The sequence below is a fragment of the Marinicellulosiphila megalodicopiae genome, from assembly GCF_045862395.1.
Classification (GTDB): domain Bacteria; phylum Pseudomonadota; class Gammaproteobacteria; order Pseudomonadales; family Natronospirillaceae; genus Marinicellulosiphila; species Marinicellulosiphila megalodicopiae.
In genome coordinates, this window is record NZ_AP023087.1 from 1,987,364 (window position 1) to 2,003,602 (window position 16,239).

Annotated in this window: 14 protein-coding genes; 10 read left to right on the top strand and 4 right to left on the bottom strand. The window is 36.6% G+C overall.

Going from position 1 to position 16,239, the window contains the following annotated elements; genetic code table 11:
- Nucleotides 1-50: 50 nt before the first annotated feature.
- From TYM08_RS08480 to TYM08_RS08490, 3 genes are all read right to left on the bottom strand, one after another.
- A complete protein-coding gene (locus TYM08_RS08480) occupies nt 51-1,109 on the bottom strand; it encodes a mechanosensitive ion channel family protein (RefSeq protein ID WP_422382544.1) in 1,059 nt (352 codons plus the stop codon).
- Nucleotides 1,110-1,223: 114 nt separating this feature from the next.
- A complete protein-coding gene (locus tag TYM08_RS08485; RefSeq protein WP_422382545.1) occupies nt 1,224-1,421 on the bottom strand; it encodes a CPXCG motif-containing cysteine-rich protein in 198 nt (65 codons plus the stop codon).
- 13 nt (nt 1,422-1,434) lie between these two features.
- Entirely contained in the window at nt 1,435-2,313 is an 879-nt protein-coding gene (locus tag TYM08_RS08490) for an alpha/beta hydrolase (protein WP_422382546.1), read from the bottom strand.
- A 346-nt stretch (nt 2,314-2,659) separates the two neighbouring features.
- Here TYM08_RS08490 and TYM08_RS08495 point away from each other — a divergent pair, with 346 nt between their 5' ends.
- From TYM08_RS08495 to TYM08_RS08540, 10 genes are all read left to right on the top strand, one after another.
- On the top strand, nt 2,660-3,472 hold the full coding sequence (locus tag TYM08_RS08495) for a formate/nitrite transporter family protein (protein WP_422382547.1): 813 nt from the start codon (nt 2,660-2,662) through the stop codon (nt 3,470-3,472).
- A 55-nt stretch (nt 3,473-3,527) separates the two neighbouring features.
- Entirely contained in the window at nt 3,528-5,267 is a 1,740-nt protein-coding gene (locus TYM08_RS08500) for a protein kinase domain-containing protein (protein ID WP_422382548.1), read from the top strand.
- A 49-nt stretch (nt 5,268-5,316) separates the two neighbouring features.
- A complete protein-coding gene (cynS, locus tag TYM08_RS08505; RefSeq protein WP_422382549.1) occupies nt 5,317-5,766 on the top strand; it encodes a cyanase in 450 nt (149 codons plus the stop codon).
- Between the two features lie 394 nt (nt 5,767-6,160).
- The gene (smc, locus tag TYM08_RS08510; RefSeq protein ID WP_422382550.1) at nt 6,161-9,658 is read left to right on the top strand and encodes a chromosome segregation protein SMC; all 3,498 of its coding nucleotides are present in this window, start codon (nt 6,161-6,163) and stop codon (nt 9,656-9,658) included.
- A 21-nt stretch (nt 9,659-9,679) separates the two neighbouring features.
- Nucleotides 9,680-10,633: a cell division protein ZipA gene (gene zipA, locus TYM08_RS08515; RefSeq protein WP_422382551.1), complete on the top strand. Its 954-nt coding sequence runs from the start codon at nt 9,680-9,682 to the stop codon at nt 10,631-10,633.
- A 2-nt stretch (nt 10,634-10,635) separates the two neighbouring features.
- Nucleotides 10,636-12,765: an NAD-dependent DNA ligase LigA gene (gene ligA / locus TYM08_RS08520; protein WP_422382552.1), complete on the top strand. Its 2,130-nt coding sequence runs from the start codon at nt 10,636-10,638 to the stop codon at nt 12,763-12,765.
- Nucleotides 12,762-12,971: a YheU family protein gene (locus TYM08_RS08525; RefSeq protein ID WP_422382553.1), complete on the top strand. Its 210-nt coding sequence runs from the start codon at nt 12,762-12,764 to the stop codon at nt 12,969-12,971. Before ligA ends, TYM08_RS08525 begins: the two co-directional genes overlap by 4 nt.
- Nucleotides 12,968-13,441, top strand: coding sequence for a DUF2489 domain-containing protein (locus TYM08_RS08530; RefSeq protein WP_422382554.1), 474 nt, complete (start codon nt 12,968-12,970; stop codon nt 13,439-13,441). Before TYM08_RS08525 ends, TYM08_RS08530 begins: the two co-directional genes overlap by 4 nt.
- Before the next feature lie 2 nt (nt 13,442-13,443).
- Nucleotides 13,444-14,127: a zinc metallopeptidase gene (locus TYM08_RS08535; RefSeq protein ID WP_422382555.1), complete on the top strand. Its 684-nt coding sequence runs from the start codon at nt 13,444-13,446 to the stop codon at nt 14,125-14,127.
- Entirely contained in the window at nt 14,103-14,834 is a 732-nt protein-coding gene (locus TYM08_RS08540; protein ID WP_422382556.1) for a DUF445 domain-containing protein, read from the top strand. The genes TYM08_RS08535 and TYM08_RS08540 overlap by 25 nt, the downstream gene beginning before the upstream one ends.
- 75 nt (nt 14,835-14,909) lie before the next feature.
- On the opposite strand, the gene TYM08_RS08545 is transcribed toward TYM08_RS08540, so the two are convergent.
- Nucleotides 14,910-16,232: a DUF1501 domain-containing protein gene (locus TYM08_RS08545; protein WP_422382557.1), complete on the bottom strand. Its 1,323-nt coding sequence runs from the start codon at nt 16,230-16,232 to the stop codon at nt 14,910-14,912.
- Between the last annotated feature and the right edge of the window lie 7 nt (nt 16,233-16,239).

A 16,239-nucleotide genomic window follows, 5' to 3' on the forward strand; every position in this document is an offset into this window, starting at 1 on the left:
TATAAAAATGGACTAGCCACAGTGGCTAATCCATTTTGCTATTAGGTCGGTTATTTTTGTTCGATGTTGAAAAGTGTTTGTGTTGGAAATGCAAATTCTAATTTTGCTGCATTAAACTGAGTCAAAACGCTTAAGTTAATTGCGCTTTGAGTTTTGGCAATATCTTGCCCTTTTGTAATGTAATAAATAAACATGACATTCAAAGAAAAATCCCCAAAGCCATTAAATGACACAATTGAGTTTTCTTCAGTTGACGCGTTTTGAGTATTGATCTGAGTTAAAATCTCTAAAGCCTGTTGAATTTTTTCTGGTTGTGTATCGTAAGTTAAACCTAAGTTTAAAACCACTTTTCGTGATGGCTCCAGAGTAATGTTTTCAACAGGTGCATCTGAAAATTTTGCATTGGGAATGGTGACAATGCGACCCTCTAAAGTTTTTAATCGAGTGCTGCGTACTCCAATTTCTATGACTGTCCCGTCATATCCTGCAATTTTAATACGATCTTGAATTCTAAATGGTTTGTCCGTAAAAATAGTGAAGCCACCAAATACATTGGAAACCGTATCTTTAGCTGCCATGGCCAGTGCTAAGCCACCAATACCTAAGCCCGCAATCAGCGCGGCGACATCGTAGCCGGCATTATTTAATCCAATAATAATGGCCATGGTCCAGATAATAAGTTTGACGCCTTTACTTAAAATAGGAGCTAACTGATCATCTAAATCGCTTTCGGTTTTGTCGGTAAAGGGAATGATGTATTGATTATATAAGGCATCAAAAAGCCGACTAAGCAACCAGCCTATTAATAACGCAACGATTACCTGATAAGCATTTGATAAAATTTTGCTAAAAGTTTCAGATAGGACGAGTTGGTTTAAAGCAAACCAAAATCCGACAACAATCACCATAAATACTGCAGGTTCTTCTACCATATCAACAATGATATCGTCTAATTTGCCTTTGCTTTTATTGGTAAAAATTCGCACGAATTTAGAAAAAGCCCAGTAAATAATTTTACCAAGCAATACAGAAAGTACGATTAATGAAAGAGAAATTATCCAGCTTTGAATAGTGTTGCCATAATAGGTTTGGGATAGAAAATCGAACATATGAAATCCTTAAAATTTCAAAAAATTATGTGTTAAACACGAATATATTTGGGGCGCGTATAATAAGAGTTGTTGCTCATAAAGGCAATGATCATGTTATGAGCTCATTATTTATTAAAAACTTTCATTTTCACTGCGAACATAAACATTGACGGATTCATCGAATTCGATTTGTATTTGAAAGATGATAGGGCGACAACATACTTGGCAGTCTTCGATGTATTCTTGATTTTCATCTAAAACTTCTATGATGACATTGATGGTTTCACCGCAATAAGGGCAGGATACATTTTTTTCTATTAATCCATTCATGTGGGGTCCTTGTTTATTTGGTCGTATGTAACTCAAAAAATGGAATGATTTCATCTAATATTGATTGTTTTGTAGGCAGCATCCACATCATATTTTTAATCATATCGACATGATTCATTTGAGTATAAAATTTAGTAGTGACAAGGCCGTTTTTTTCAATAATTTTATTGGATAATAATTCGATATTTCTGCGATAAACCAATTTGTCTTGTTCGCCCCAAATTAATAACATGGCAGGCTCATTTCCTTCTATAAAATGGGTTACTTGCATTTGGGAATAGTCATCTTCAACAGGTGAGAAAATGGCTTTTAGATTATCGGTGTTTGGCTCAAAGTCGTATGGGCCTGCTAATCCTGCAAAGGCATTAATGATAGAATGATCCAGTCCATATGGCGCCAAGTATTCATTGTTGGCGCAGATCATCGCCCCAATATATGCCCCGGCCGAATGGCCAGAGATATAAAGTTGATTGGAGTCTCCTCCATATTGCTCAATGAATTGGTGTACCCAGGCGACGGCTTTAGCGCCATCTTGTATAAACTCAGGAAATTTCACTTTTGGGAATTTTTCATAATCTGCAATTACAGTGATGTATCCTTTATTGGCAAAGGCCTCTCCCATAAATTGATACATCTGTTTATTGCCATCTTCAAAACTGCCACCATAGAAAAATATCACAACGGGTAATTTGGTTTGTGTTTTTATATTCTTGGTAGTTGACGGCTCAGGGATATAAATGTCCAGTAATTGCCATGGCTGACTGCCGTAGCTGATATTTTTATGTTGTTGGTTGTTAGAAAATTTTGCAGGAACATTAGCAACAAAAAGTCCAATTTTTGCGCAACCAGAAGAAACTAGTAGCGTGAATAAAAGCATGCTTTTTTTTAACATTTTCTACTTTCTATAAAAATAACAAGGGTCCAGAGTATCATACATAAATATGACAATCAGAAAATATCAATTTGAAATATGGAAGAAAATCCTGAAAAAATAATGCTTTGCGCACTAAAATGTGGCCTGAGGTTGTTTCTAAGTTTTTTATTGTGCGTTGTTGTGGTGCGCCTAGATTGTTTGATGTTTTTCCTATTTTGTCTATTTGGTTGTATTTTTTAAGAATATAGCCGTTATTTTAAGTTATTTTGAGTGATTTTGAGTGATTTGTTGCGTTGGCATGTTAATGGCTTTGTGGGTATCAGACCCCATGTCGGGGCATTATTGTTGATAAGAGGAATCTAAAATGGCGTATATCGAACCTTCTGAATTTGTCACCAAAATGGTGGATAACGGGGAATCTAAAATTTACATGTCTGTAAAAGACACAATCATTCGTGCTTTTATGGCGGGGGCAATTTTGGGTTTAGCTGCTGTATTTGCTATTACAGTTGCAACAAAAACAGGGTCTCCAATTTTGGGTGCGTGTTTGTTCCCTGTTGGTTTTATTATGTTGTATTTAATGAAATTTGATTTGTTGACCGGTGTTTTTACACTTGTTCCATTAGCATTGTTGGATAAACGTCCAGGTGTCACCGTGGGTCAAGTGTTAAGAAACTGGGGTTTGGTGTTTGTCGGTAATTTTGGTGGTGCATTAATGACTGCTTTTTTTATGTCATTCATTTTAACTTATGGTTACAACACCGATGGTGGCGCAATCGCAGCTAAAGTGGCGACGATTGGTGAATCAAGAACTGTAGGTTACCAAGAGCATGGCTTTGCTGGTTGGATTACGATTTTCATTCGAGGCATGTTGTGTAACTGGATGGTATCTATGGGAGTAGTAGGTGCAATGATTTCAACGTCTGCAACGGGTAAAATGGCTGCAATGTGGATGCCTGTAATGTTGTTCTTTTACATGGGTTTTGAACATTCAATTGTTAATATGTTCTTGTTTCCATTTTCTATGATTATGGGCGGTGATTTCACGGTAATGGATTATTTAGTATGGAATGAAATTCCAACTGCATTGGGTAACTTAGCTGGCGGATTCTTATTAGTAGGTTTGCCTCTGTATTTAACTCATGTTCGTACAAGTCCTCAGCGTAAAATTGCTTAATTAAAAATCAATTAACTAAACAAGGAGATCTTCGTTAGCGCGAAGATCTTTTTTTATGACAAAACAACTTTTAATTCAAACCGGGCAAGCAACCGATGCAGGCCGAAAAAAAATCAACCAAGACTATATTGGGGTGAACCTTCCTAATGATTTGCTTGTTAATAACAAAGGCATTGCGATTGCGATTGCTGATGGTATTAGTAGTAGTCAGGTGAGTCAGGTGGCCAGTCAAGCCGCAGTAAATGGATTTTTGGAAGATTATTTTTGCACAAGCGATGCGTGGAGTGTAAAAACTTCTGGCATAAAAGTATTGTCTGCTTTGAATTCTTGGTTGTTTTCACAAACACAAAATAGTCCGCACCGTTTTAATAAAGACAAAGGTTATGTCTGTACGTTTAGTGCATTAGTTTTAAAATCCAATACCGCTCATATTTTTCATTGTGGCGATTCACGAATTTATCAATTAAGTGGGCAGCAAACAAAAAGTCCAAAATTAGAACAATTAACAATGGATCATCGAACCATTATCTCTTCGACTGAAAGTTATTTAGCAAGAGCGTTAGGGGTTCAGCAGCAACTGGATTTTGATTATCAATCCGTCCAATTAAATGTAGGGGATTATTATATTCTCACAACAGATGGTATTTATGAATTTGTTAGCGAGCAATTTATTATTGAACAAATCCATAAGCATCATCATGACTTAGATCAAGCGGCTAACTCTATATTAAAACAGGCGTATGCAAATGATAGTGGTGACAATCTGAGTATTCAGATTGTAAAAATCATCGCTTTGCCTGATTTGGATTTAGAAGAAATCAGTCAGCAAATTTTAAGCTTGCCCATTGCACCAAGTTTAAGTCCTCGCATGGAGTTTGATGGGTATTTGATTCAAAGAGAGATTTATATAAGCAGTCGAAGTCATGTGTATTTAGCTCAAGATATTGAATCGAAAAAGCAATATGTCATCAAAACGCCATCAGTTGAACTGTGTAAAGATACGGCGTATTTAGAAAGTTTTTTAACCGAAGATTGGATTGCAAAGCGTATTGATAATGCGCATGTATTAAAAGCACCGAACAGTATACGGCCTAAAAACTTCATGTATTTAGCCTGTGAATACATCGAAGGTAAGTCCTTGTCTCAATGGATGCGCGATAATCCTAATCCATCTATTGAAAAAGTACGGGATATTGTTAATCAAGTTGCTAAGGGGTTACAGGCATTTCATCGACAAGAAATGGTGCATCAAGATTTACGTCCTAATAACATCATGATTGATCAACAAGGTTTGGTCAAAATTATTGATTTTGGATCGACCAAAGTGGCAGGTATTTTAGAAACTAAAAATATGAAAGAAGATAACCGTATTCAAGGTACCGCATTATTCAGTGCACCGGAATATTTCATTGGTTATGGAGGTGATAGTCGCTCAGATTTATTTTCATTGGCAGTGATTACCTATCATTTGCTCAGTGGCAAACTTCCCTACGACACAAAAGTGTCTCGGTGTACTAATAAAAAAGATTTACAAAAATTGCAATATCAAACATTACAACATTTTGATGAGTTGGGTGTTGCACCTTGGGTAGACGAAGCAATCAAAAAAGGGTGTCATCCAGAGCCTTTAAAGCGATACCAGGAAGTCAGTGAATTTATTTACGATTTGCATCATCCTAATAAAGATTTTTTAAGAAAAACCAGGCCTGCATTAATTGAGCGTAATCCAGTTGCTTTTTGGCAGGGGGTGAGTGCCATTCTATTAGGTGTAGTGGTTTTTTTATTAGCGCGTTAATCACAAACGAAGCAAAACTTCGAATTTTCCATCAGAAGAGGTAAAAACTATGATTCAATCAAGAGATGAAGTCACGAAAATTATTTGTTCAACCAAAGTGGCCAAAGGTATAAAGTGGAGCGACGTTGCGCATAAATTGGAGTTGTCTAAAGAGTGGACGACAGCTGCCTGTTTAGGTCAAATGGCTTTAACAAAAGAGCAGGCTACCATTGTGGGAGAGGTGTTTTCACTGTCGGATGAAGCGATTGCTTGGTTGCAAATAGCTCCATACAAAGGCTCATTACCAACGGCTGTTCCAACTGATCCATTGATTTATCGTTGGTATGAATTGGTAAATGTTTATGGCACAACCATTAAAGAGTTAATTCATGAAGAGTTTGGTGACGGGATTATGAGTGCGATTGATTTTTCAATGGATATTCAGCGTGAGCCTGACCCAAAGGGCGATAGAGTTAATGTTGTGCTTTCTGGTAAATTCTTGCCTTATAAAACGTATTAAATTTGGATTAGCAGGTCTTTTGGCCTGCTTTAATATTTGATTCTATGGTGTCTCAGTATTTTATTATTCAATAAATTTCATAGAATTATTCTGATTTAGAGAAACTTAAAAAAGTGGATTCAAGTAAAATAATATATCAAAAAAATTCAAATACCTGCTTAAAAAACGGAATCAATTAATATAAAACAACGCTTATTAAATAGGGTTTTAGATAAAATTGTCCCACTGATTAAGCCAATATTGATTAATCGAACAATATTCAAATAAAATGATAAAAAATTATCTTACGACTATTTAGCGAAATAAAGCCTAAATTATTGAATTCCTTATCAAAATTGCATATTCTGTCCAACTTTTACACTAATCGTATTGTTGTGCGTAGGATAATGCCATTATGCGCTTAAAGGCCATAAAACTTGCTGGGTTCAAATCGTTTGTAGACCCAACTTACATCCCATTTCCATCTAATTTGTCTTGTATTGTCGGCCCAAATGGCTGTGGAAAATCAAACACGATTGATGCTGTACGCTGGGTAATGGGTGAGTCATCGGCTAAAAACCTTCGTGGCGAAAGTATGACTGACGTTATTTTTAACGGCTCAAATGCTAGAAAACCCGTCGGTCAATGTACCGTAGAATTGATTTTTGATAATACTGATGGGAAATTACGCGGTGAATATGCCTCGTTTACAGAAATTTCCATTCAACGTAAAGTGACCCGTGACGCTCAAAATACTTACTATTTAAATGGCACAAAATGTCGTCGTAAAGATATTACCGATATTTTCTTAGGCACCGGTTTGGGCCCAAGAAGTTATGCGATCATTGAACAGGGCATGATTTCTCGTTTAATTGAGTCCAAACCAGAAGAGCTTCGAATATTCATTGAAGAAGCCGCAGGTATTTCAAAATATAAAGAGCGTCGGCGCGATACTGAAAATCGTATGCGTCGAACGCGTGAAAATTTAGAGCGCTTAACGGATATTCGTGAAGAGTTAGGCCGACAGTTATCACATTTGCATCGCCAAGCCCAGGCTGCTGAAAAATACACTGAGTATAAAAAACAAGAGCGTCAAGAAAAAGCGCAATTAAATGCCATGCGTTGGCAGTCACTAAATGTGCAGGCGCAACAAGAAAATGCACAAATTGCTCAATTTGAAGCACAGATTGAAGAGCAACGATTAGGGCAATCTAACGTTGATTTAAAAATTGAAGAATTTCGTGAATCTAATTATGAGGTAACGGAGTCATTTAACCAGCTTCAAGCTAAGTTTTACGAGGCAGGTCAAGAAATTGTATTGTTTGAACAAAATATGAAATTCAAGCAAGAACGTGCAGGCAAGCTTGGTCAAGATATGGCCGAAGTGGATCGTGATATGGCTCAGGTTAATCGTGATTTACAACAAGATAAAGACGCGTTAGAGCAATTAATCGAACAACTAGAAATGCTAGAGCCTGAAGTGGAAATGGCCATTGAAGAAGAAATGATGGCAAGCGAGGCGATTGCTGAATCAGAAGAGAACATGAATCAGTGGCAACAAGCTTGGGAATTATACAACTCAGGTGCGGCTGGCCCACAAAAACAAGCGGAAGTGGCGCAATCGCGTATCCAACATTTAGAGCGTGTGATTGAACAAATTAATCGTCGTTTAAGCACTTTGCATTCTGAAAAGTCAACCTTAGTAACCGGTCCTGAAGCGGAATTAATTCAGGAATTGCTTGAAAAATCCGAAGAATCTCAGGAGCAGCAAGAACAATGTGCGTTGCAACTTGAAGGCTTGAATGAAGACCTACAAACAACAAAAGAAACCGTCGAGAAAAATCGAACCAAACTGCAAACCAAGCGTTCTGAAGAGCAACAAGCAAAAGGCCGTAAAGCAACATTAGAAGCATTACAAAAGGCTGCCAAAGATGAACAATCCGGGGAGGTAGCAAAATGGTTAGAGTCTCAACAACTTAATAATTTACCTAGATTAGCCCAAAGCATTCAAGTGCAAAATGGCTGGGACAAGGCCGTTGAAGTGGTACTGGGACAATATCTTCAAGCGGTTTGTGTGAATGATATTCATGCAGGTCTAACTGAATCGTTGCTGCAGTTAAGTGAAGGTAAATTAGTACTGACAACTCATTCGACTAATCCGAACCAAAGTAATTCATTAGCTTCACAAGTCACGTCTTCGTTTGCTTTGGGGAAAGATTTAACTCAAGTTTTGATTGCTGATAATATTGAGCAAGCTTTATCCTTAAAAGCCAGTTTGCAGCCTGGACAGTCAGTGATTACCAAAGAAGGTATTTGGTTAAGTAAAGACTGGTTCAGAGTCAGCAAAGACAGCGATTCAAGTGCGGGTATTTTGTCTCGTGAAAGTGAATTAGAAAATTTAGAGTGTGTTTTGGATGAACTGGATGCTGAAATCGAAGAATTAGAAGTCGATTTAGAAACTGCTATATTGCGCCAGCGCTCCCAAGAACAAGAAAAAGAAACCACTCAACGTGAATTAAATGAATTGTCTCGTCATTTTTCTCAAATATCAGCAGAGTTAAGTGGTAAACAGGTTCAAGTAGAGCAGGTTAAAAAACGATCTGTTCAGGTCAATGAAGAAATTGAAGAGCAAGAACTGCAGCTTGAGCATGAACGTGAACAAATATCCGATTCGCGAATTGAGCTACAAGAAGCTTTAGATGCGATGGAAGGTGGTGTTGAAGAGCGTGAGAATTTATTGGCAAAAAAAGATGATGTAAAAATGTCATTGGATGAAGCGCGTGATCGTGAGCGTGATTGCAAAATGAAAGCTCAAACGTTAACGGTTGAAAAAAATAAAGTTCAAACGCAAATTGAATCCAAAGAGCATGCTAAACAGCGTTTGCAAGAACAGGTTGAGCGTTTAAATGAGCGTAAAGAACAAATTTTAATGTCAATGGAAGAGTCAGACGATCCATTAGATGAAATGCGTTTAGAGCTTGAAGAAAAATTAGAACGACAGCAAGAAATTGAAGAAAAAGTAAATCAAGCTCGTGGTCAAATGACACAGATTGATGCGCAAATGCGTGAACTTGAAATGTCCAGAGGGGATTTTGAGCGTAAAGCATTAGCCTTAAGAAATGATTTAGAACAGGTGAGAATGTCTGCGCAAACAATTATAACAAGGCGTCAAACATTACAAGAACAGCTGGCGGAACAAAACTTTAATATTGATGCCGTGTTAGAAACTTTGCCTGAAGATGCAAATGAAGATCAGTGGCAGCAATCATTACAAGAGATTGGAAATAAAATTCAGCGTTTGGGTGCTATCAATTTAGCAGCAATTGATGAATATAAAGCACAAGCTGAGCGTAAACATTACTTGGATGCGCAAAATGAAGATTTAGAAAAAGCCATTGAAGTATTAGAAAATGCCATTCGTAAAATTGACACTGAAACACGTAATCGATTTAAAGAAACCTACGATAAAGTAAACGCTGGTTTACAAGAATTATTTCCAAAAGTATTTGGTGGCGGGCATGCTTATCTGGAACTTACAGGCGATGATTTACTCGATACAGGGGTTGCCATTATGGCAAGACCACCTGGAAAACGAAATTCAACCATTCACTTATTAAGTGGTGGAGAAAAAGCACTAACAGCCATAGCGTTAGTCTTTTCGATATTTAAACTGAACCCAGCCCCATTTTGTATGCTAGATGAAGTTGATGCACCTCTTGATGATGCTAACGTTGGGCGTTATGCTCGGTTAGTTGAGGCGATGAGTGATCATGTTCAATTTATTTACATTACGCATAATAAAATCGCAATGGAAATGGGACATCAATTAATGGGCGTAACCATGAACGAACCGGGTGTGTCCCGTTTAGTAAGTGTAAACGTTGAAGAAGCTGCAAAATTAGCAGCATTGTAAATTTAAATTAGGTATTTAAAAATGGAAACACAAACGATTTTTTTTATTATAGGTGTAATCGTTTTATTGGTTTTAGTGATAGATGGTATTCGCAGAATGAGAAATGCAAGTCCTAGATATCAACAAAAAATGTATGCCAAACAAAAAGTAGAAGTTGACGATATTTCATCTGCCGAACTTCCTAATGGTGGATCTCGTATTGTTAAAAAAGAAGGTCAAGATACTGAGTCAATGGCACACATAAAAGGCATCGATGATTTAGAGCAAGACTTAGATGAGCATGTACCCGTCTTGATGGATTCCGTTGAGCATATAATTGAGCAGTTGGATGAACAAGAACCAAACATGGATATTGCCCAGCAAACCAGTTTGGATTTGCAACAACCTGAAATAGACGAAGATGATGTGTTGTTACAACCAAATAATTATAATCATTCAGCAAATGAAGTTTCTAGTGAGTTTGAGCAAGATAGTTTTTCTGCGGTTGAAACTGAATATGAAATTGATGCCGTGACTGAGTCGAAATCAGAGAATAGTACACAGAAAAAAGAAACGGCTCAGGATGTATTAGTCTTAAATATTACATCAAATGCAGAGACGTTTAATGGTCAAGATTTATATCATGCCATGATTGCAGGCGGTTTACGTTTTGGTAAGATGAATATTTTTCACAGTTCAACACAGGCAGGAAAAACACAATTCAGTTTAATTAATTCTGTGCAACCTGGTACGTTTGATTTGGAAAGTATTAATCAATTTAATACGCCAGGGGTGTCTTTGTTTATGCAATTGCCATGTGAAGTTGATCCTGTTTCTGCATTTGAGCAAATGAAAAATGTTTCAGTTTTTATTGCAAATGAATTAAATGGTCAAGTGAGAGATGATGCACAAAACCGTTTGACTGAACAAACTATTGAAAGTTATAGAGATCGTATTCGTCAATTTCAACGCTCACAATTATTAGAACAAGCTTAACTATGACTCCTGATTTATTTGAACAATCCAATAAAAAAGAAAAACAAGACAATCAAACAATATCAGAAAAAATAGAATCACTCAGGCAACAAATTGAAGGGCATAATTACCGTTATTATGTCCTTGATGAACCATTTGTGTCTGATTCAACCTACGATAAATTGATGCAAGAGTTAATTGCATTAGAATCTAAATACCCAGAATTTCAATCCAATGTTAGTCCCACCCAAAAAGTAGGCGCAGAAGTCAAAGCTGGATTTACAACTGTAAATCATGAAATCCCAATGTTGTCATTAGATAATGCATTTAATGAACAAGACATGCATGAATTTTCTAAACGTATCGATAACCGAATTAATAATACTCAGACACTTAAGTTTGCCTGTGAGCCAAAATTAGATGGTATCGCTGTTAGTTTATTATATATTGAAGGCCAATTAACCCGAGGTGCTACACGCGGTGATGGCGCAACCGGCGAAGATATAACAGCCAATGTTCGTGCTATACAAAATATTCCATTAAGATTAATGGGAAGTGGATATCCAAAAATTTTAGAAGTTCGTGGCGAAATTTACATGCCGAAAAAATCATTTGAAGCATTAAATGTATTGGCAGAAAAGCAAGGTACGAAAAGTTATGTCAATCCAAGAAATGCAGCATCTGGCAGTGTGCGTCAATTAGATGCAAATATTACAAGTCAGCGTAAATTGGAAATGTGTGCATATAGTGTCGGGTTAGTTGATGGTGATGGACTTGCGCAAAACCACAGTGAAATATTGGATCAATTAAAAAGCTGGGGAATAAAAATAAATGAAAACTCAAAAGTGGTTGATGGAGTAAATGGGTGTCTTGAATACTTTGATCACTTAAGTAATATCAGGAATTCGTTAGATTATGAAATTGATGGCGTCGTTTTTAAAGTAGATGATTTAATTCTACAACAACGATTGGGATTTGTTTCGCGTGCGCCTCGTTGGGCAATTGCTCATAAATTTCCAGCTCAAGAAGAAAGTACCATAGTCGAAAAAGTTGAATTTCAAGTTGGCAGAACGGGAGCGGTGACTCCTGTGGCAAGATTAAAGCCTGTATTTGTTGGTGGTGTGACTGTTTCAAATGTTACGCTACATAATATGGACGAAGTAGAGCGGTTGGGTTTATATGAAGGCGATACAGTATTAATAAGTCGTGCTGGAGATGTGATTCCAAAAGTAATGGCAAATTTAAGCAAACGTTTAATGGATCAAAATGAAAGCGATTCAAAAGGGGATTTAATAAAATCTGAATTATGCAAAGTGGAAGAGCGATCTAAAAAGGTTGTTGCCCCTGACTGCTGTCCAGTTTGCTCGACAAAATTAGTGCGTATTGAAGGTGAGGTGATTATTCGCTGTATGAATTCTTTAGAATGCAGTGCACAAAAAACCGAAGGGTTTAAACATTTTGTTTCAAGAAAAGCATTGGATGTCGATGGGTTGGGTGAAAAACTTATAGAAGTGTTAGTTGAAAAAGAACAGCTTAAACATTTTGATGATTTGTTTTATTTAGAATTAGAACAATTAGCAAATTTAGACCGTATGGCTGAAAAATCCGCTCAAAACGTGCTTGATGCCATTGAAAAAAGTAAAGCTACTACGTTAAATCGATTCATCTATGCCTTAGGTATACGTGAAGTGGGTGTGGCAACTGCAAATAATTTGGTCACGCATTTTTTAACGTTAGATAATATAATGACAGCCTCAAAAGAGGCATTACTTGAAGTGGATGATATTGGTCCTGTGGTCGCTGAATATATTTTGCAATTCTTTGCAATTGATTCCAATGTTGAATTAGTGAATAAATTAGCGACAATCTTAAATTGGCCTGAAGTAGTTAAAAAAGAAGGCTTGCCATTAAATGGTCAGTCTTGGGTGGTGACAGGTAAGTTATCTGTAATGAGTCGTGACGAAGTAAAAGATAAACTGATTTCATTGGGTGCAAAAGTAGCAGGCTCAGTTTCAAAAAACACCCATACATTAGTTGCTGGTGAAAAAGCAGGCAGTAAATTAGCTAAAGCACAAACATTAAATGTGTCCATTTTAAATGAACAACAATTTATTCAATGGTTAGACAACTTAATCGGAGAGCAAAATTCATGATGATTATACCGTTTAGACAATTGTCAGAAGAGGCACTTGATAATTTATTAGTGGAATACGTAACACGAGATTCCGATGCATCTGAAATTTCAATTGAAACTAAAAAAGGGCAAGTATTGCAACAGTTAAAAAATGGACAGGCATCGATTGTGTTTGATTCGCAAACCCAAAGTTCCACTATTATCAGTGTGGATGAATTAGTATGATTTGGCTTCTTTGTGGATTGTTGATTGTTCTTGGGTTGTCAAGTTATGCTTTTATTTTATGTTTGCAAGTTTATAAAAAAAATAATCATGCAAAAGAGCAGTCTTTCAAGTTAGAAAACGAACGTCATATTGCCAATACAAAACACCAAAATTATCTGCAAACCAGTTTACATGTAATTGCGCAATCTTATTTAAAAGGTGAGTTAAATATTTCTGAAGCCTGTATTCGTGTGAAAGTGTTACTTGATAATTTGGAAATGGAAAATTTAGACAAAACACCATTTAGTATTTTTGATGAAGTCTACGAAAAATTACAAGATTTTGATACGCACCAAGCAAGAAATGCATTACCAGAAAAAGAAAGAAAAATTCAAGATCGTAAACGGCATTTTATAGAAATGAAAAATAAAGAATCACTCGAGGCTGCGTTTAAAAAAGTAGCTAATCAATTTAAAATTATTAAGGACTAACCATGCCATTTGTTATTTTATTGGTTCTATTTGTTTTTTTATTAAGTAGTTTACCCACTCTTTGGATTAAGTATCAACTTAATCGATTTTCAAAACATCGCGAGGATTTACCCGGTACGGGTGGCGAGTTTGCTCAGCATCTAGTAGAAAAGCTGAAACTTGTTGAAGTTCAAGTATTACCAGGTGATTCTGATTATTATTCGCCAGATGAAAAAACAGTGTATTTATCTTCTAGAATATATAGTGGACAATCAGTCGCTGCCGTTGCTGTAGCTGCTCATGAAGTTGGTCATGCAATACAGCATGATAATGATGAAAATATGTTTAACCTTCGATTAAAAATGGCACCTTTTGCTTTGTTATTTCAAAAAATCGCTGTGTTAATTATTTATATGCTACCAATACTTGGGTTTGTAATTAAGTCACCCATTGCAATATTGTTTTTTGTGATTGTTGCTATAGCTTGTTTTCTTGTTGCGGTATTATTTCAATTGATTACTTTGCCTGTTGAAGTGGATGCCAGTTTTAATAAAGCATTGCCAATTTTAGAAAAAGGTCAATATCTAGATGATAGTGACTTGCCTGGTGTTCGAAAAGTTTTACGTGCTGCGGCATTTACTTATGTTGCAGCTAGTTTGTTAAAAATGATTAATGTGTATACGTGGATGAGAATTTTAAAAAGATGATGAATAAGTCGTTACTCACCAATGTCGTTGTTTTTATTGTCGTAATTGTTGCCGTGGTTTTGGATCAAACTATTTTATTGTCAGTTGGATTATTCGCACTGTCTGGCAGTTTAACAAATTGGTTAGCGATCCATATGTTATTTGAAAAAGTACCAGGCCTATATGGTTCGGGAATTATTGAAAAAAACTTCAATCAATTTAAATTGGCTATTTCTAAAATAATGATGGAAGAGTTTTTTAATGTTGAGAATATTCAAAAATTCTTAAGTCAGTCAAACGGTAAGAAAATTGATTTATTACCCGTTATTGAAACCATGGATTTAACGCCTGCTTTTGAGGCGTTAAAACATGCGGTAATTGAATCATCATTTGGTTCTATGTTAGGTATGTTTGGTGGCGAAAAAGCGCTGGATCCTTTAAAAGAGCCGTTTATCAAAAAAATGAAAAACTCTTTGGAGGTCATTGCTCAAAGTGAGTCTTTTCAAGAGTCCGTTGAAAAGCAGTTATCAAGTGATGATTTAAGCGAAAAAATTCAACAAAAAATTGAAGTGATCATCCAAAGTCGTTTACAAGAATTAAGCTCTGCTCAAATTAAAACCATCGTGCAGCAATTGATTAAATCTCATTTAGGTTGGTTGGTAATTTGGGGTGCAGTATTTGGTGGTGTGATCGGTTTAATGTTTGAAGTGCTTCGTGTGTATTTATAAATCAATCGATTATTATTTACTAGACTCTTGAACTGCTCAAGTTACATCAAATTTTGATGTGATCTGAGTAATAAACTAAACAAACACTTGAGTTAAATCTAAATCATCCGCGCCTAAATCAAACTGAGCGCAAATTCCCTCAGCATCATTATTTATTCCTGCCCAATGCCTAAGTGCATGTTGTACATGTCTAGGTTCTATAATTATTCCCGTTTCTTGATCGTCAGCAACACTTAAATTTGAATTTAACGAAAGCGCTAAATGTTTTTCATCTGTTTTACCAATGACCTGTGTTGACCAAGTAGGACTTTTTTGCATAAACATGGCAGAGCCAATTGGCCAATGATCTTTACCGTCTCCTTCATTATATTGAGGGGTGCGTGAAAAATCAGAGGTCATGAAAACACGCAGGCGATCTGCAATCCCTAAACGTTCAGCCTCTTCCCATAAATAATTAATGCCTTGAGTTAAATTCGTTAACGCAATGGAATGTTCTTCATCGTGTGTGGCGTGAGTATCAAAACCACCCAGAACTAAATCGGCCGATACGGTTAAGCCTGCTTTAGCCGAGGCTAATACCATTTGGGCTTGAGGTAGAAGTGGGTTGTAAGTACCGTATGTATTTGCATTAATGAGTGTCTCTGGAATATGCGCTTCCAAAGCACTTAATTGAGATCTTGCCGCAATGGCCGCTTGCATTTGAATTAACGAATGTTTGGTTTTTGGTAATAATAAATCGTTTGCTTCTAAGCGATTAAAACGTGCAGATTTAGCCGATTGAATTAAATCCATTTCACCGGGGCGTGTCAAATTTTGAGGGCCAATGTAAGTTGGTCTGTTTGTATTAACTAGTGAGCCTAATGTGTTTGGGTTGGACATTAATGTAAATGGAATAAGGCCTGCTGTTTGACGATATCCTCCGTTACTTAAAAATGCTAAGGGTAACCCCTGTCCATAAATTCTTGCGGCAAGAGCGGTAAATGAAGGATAACCATCTGCAATTTGTCCACTCCAATTATGTCTAACGCCAACTTGATGTGCATTAGTTTGAGCGTCAATGCCATTTACAATGAGCATTTTGTCTCCATGGTTTGTAAATAATTCTGAGTTCAAAGCAAAAGGCGCATATTTAATTTCAGAGTTGGTCACACTTTGTATGTTTGAAAAATTAGGATTATTTGGATTTGCCCAATTATTTACCCATACTTGGTGGTTGTCTTCGTTGGTGTAAGACGTCTTTGGGTCGCAAAAGCTGGTTACGTCCCAGCCACCTTCACAAGAAATACAAATGAATATCGGGCCATTATATGCGCTTGATGTCGCTGCATTGATATTGGGAATATATGACGCACTTAAACTTGAAGCTGTCATTAATTGTAAAAATGATCGTCTTTGCATAGTTGGC

What these genes read in the sequence shown, in the direction of transcription:
- ligA (WP_422382552.1), top strand. Translation starts at nt 10,636, where the DNA reads ATGACTCCTGATTTATTTGAACAATCCAATAAAAAAGAAAAACAAGAC.
- TYM08_RS08500 (WP_422382548.1), top strand. Translation starts at nt 3,528, where the DNA reads ATGACAAAACAACTTTTAATTCAAACCGGGCAAGCAACCGATGCAGGC.
- zipA (WP_422382551.1), top strand. Translation starts at nt 9,680, where the DNA reads ATGGAAACACAAACGATTTTTTTTATTATAGGTGTAATCGTTTTATTG.
- cynS (WP_422382549.1), top strand. Translation starts at nt 5,317, where the DNA reads ATGATTCAATCAAGAGATGAAGTCACGAAAATTATTTGTTCAACCAAA.
- TYM08_RS08495 (WP_422382547.1), top strand. Translation starts at nt 2,660, where the DNA reads ATGGCGTATATCGAACCTTCTGAATTTGTCACCAAAATGGTGGATAAC.
- TYM08_RS08480 (WP_422382544.1), bottom strand. Translation starts at nt 1,109, where the DNA reads ATGTTCGATTTTCTATCCCAAACCTATTATGGCAACACTATTCAAAGC.
- TYM08_RS08490 (WP_422382546.1), bottom strand. Translation starts at nt 2,313, where the DNA reads ATGTTAAAAAAAAGCATGCTTTTATTCACGCTACTAGTTTCTTCTGGT.
- TYM08_RS08525 (WP_422382553.1), top strand. Translation starts at nt 12,762, where the DNA reads ATGATGATTATACCGTTTAGACAATTGTCAGAAGAGGCACTTGATAAT.
- TYM08_RS08485 (WP_422382545.1), bottom strand. Translation starts at nt 1,421, where the DNA reads ATGAATGGATTAATAGAAAAAAATGTATCCTGCCCTTATTGCGGTGAA.
- TYM08_RS08535 (WP_422382555.1), top strand. Translation starts at nt 13,444, where the DNA reads ATGCCATTTGTTATTTTATTGGTTCTATTTGTTTTTTTATTAAGTAGT.
- TYM08_RS08545 (WP_422382557.1), bottom strand. Translation starts at nt 16,232, where the DNA reads ATGCAAAGACGATCATTTTTACAATTAATGACAGCTTCAAGTTTAAGT.
- TYM08_RS08530 (WP_422382554.1), top strand. Translation starts at nt 12,968, where the DNA reads ATGATTTGGCTTCTTTGTGGATTGTTGATTGTTCTTGGGTTGTCAAGT.
- smc (WP_422382550.1), top strand. Translation starts at nt 6,161, where the DNA reads ATGCGCTTAAAGGCCATAAAACTTGCTGGGTTCAAATCGTTTGTAGAC.